The following is a 1,267-nucleotide window of genomic DNA, read 5'->3' as shown; positions in this document are numbered from 1 at the left end:
TTACCGGTTTAAAATGAGAATTTCCTTTGTTCCACCAGTTGGTTGCCCCAATTTAATTTGAAGATTTTTCCCGAATCAATTTGAAAATCTACAATTTGTGAAACCCTTTCCTGCCTGTTTGACGACCTGGGGGAAATGAATCCGGGTTATTCCGGTTTTAAGAAGATGGCGCAGCATTTTGTCCTCTCCATGTTTGACCGGGAGGGTCAGCCGGTGGGGTTCTGTTCGTTTATCCCGGAACGGCTGGACCTGGTGCAAATCGATATCATACTGATTAAAAAAGATCTGCGGGGAAGGGGATTGGGCAGGATTTTGCTGGGTTACCTGGAGCAGGCCTTGCAGCATGGTACGGTGCTGTATGTCAGGCAGGTAACCGGTACGGGGAGAAAGTTTTTCACCCGCTGCGGGTTTTCCCGGGATGTGCAGTTGTTTAAAGTTTTGAAGCCCGGGAACCGCCTGTACAATGCCGGGCCTGGCCGGGTGCCGGCGGCGGGGGCATGCGTATAAGATTTTAAAAGCGGGGCATTACTGGATCAGGGATGGTCACTGCGGAAAGGCAACATAAAGTTATAAATTTCCTTTAACATCGCCTTGACTTTTGAAAATGGCCCTGTTATAATATCAAATGCTGGCGGGCGGGGTTGAACCCTGCACGGCAGTATGTGGTGGATGTAGCTCAGTTGGTTAGAGCACCAGGTTGTGGCCCTGGGGGTCGTGGGTTCGAGTCCCATCTTCCACCCCACGCTGGGGCGTAGCCAAGCGGTAAGGCAGCGGGCTTTGGACCCGCCATTCGTTGGTTCGAATCCAGCCGCCCCAGCCAACATGATAACCATAGTTGGTCGCTGCTGCCACTTTTTAAGGCCGGTGACCAACTATAATTTTATATTTGGGTAAATTTTATGGGCCATTAGCTCAGCTGGTAGAGCACCTGACTTTTAATCAGGGTGTCGGAGGTTCGAGTCCTCCATGGCTCACCAACTGCGGGCGTGGCGGAATGGCAGACGCGCCGGACTTAGGATCCGGTGGGGCAACCCGTGTGGGTTCAACTCCCACCGCCCGCACCAAAAAGAGAAAAATCAAGGGCCTGCGTTCCTGGCAGTAAATGCCACCGGCCACGCAAAAAGCATGAGTCCGGTGGTGTTGAAAAGGCACGCAAACCACACCGGATTCAGCCTGGTTTTAAAAAGCTTACAATACTTAACAAAATATAAGTTTTGCAAGCCGGCCCCCGACCAGGATTTCGCCTCCTTCCAGAAATTTGATTTGC

General features: G+C 51.5%; 1 protein-coding gene and 4 tRNA genes. All 5 read left to right on the top strand.

What is annotated here, in order from left to right; all coding sequences use genetic code 11:
* The first annotated feature begins 135 nt into the window (after nt 1-135).
* The 5 genes from BUB44_RS14915 to BUB44_RS14895 all read left to right on the top strand — a co-directional run bounded on the left by BUB44_RS14915 (nt 136) and on the right by BUB44_RS14895 (nt 1,064).
* Nucleotides 136-507 (top strand): GNAT family N-acetyltransferase, encoded by a 372-nt coding sequence (locus tag BUB44_RS14915; RefSeq protein ID WP_073167790.1) that lies wholly within the window; start codon nt 136-138, stop codon nt 505-507.
* A 158-nt stretch (nt 508-665) separates the two neighbouring features.
* A tRNA-His gene (locus BUB44_RS14910) sits at nt 666-742 on the top strand.
* Nucleotides 743-745: 3 nt separating this feature from the next.
* Nucleotides 746-820: transfer RNA gene (locus tag BUB44_RS14905), tRNA-Gln, on the top strand.
* A gap of 81 nt (nt 821-901) precedes the next feature.
* Nucleotides 902-977, top strand: a tRNA-Lys gene (locus BUB44_RS14900).
* 3 nt (nt 978-980) lie between these two features.
* Nucleotides 981-1,064 (top strand) — tRNA-Leu (locus BUB44_RS14895).
* Nucleotides 1,065-1,267: the final 203 nt, after the last annotated feature.

This window comes from Desulfofundulus australicus DSM 11792 (assembly GCF_900129285.1).
Lineage (GTDB): Bacteria > Bacillota > Desulfotomaculia > Desulfotomaculales > Desulfovirgulaceae > Desulfofundulus > Desulfofundulus australicus.
This window is presented reverse-complemented; position numbering and strand designations above follow the sequence as displayed.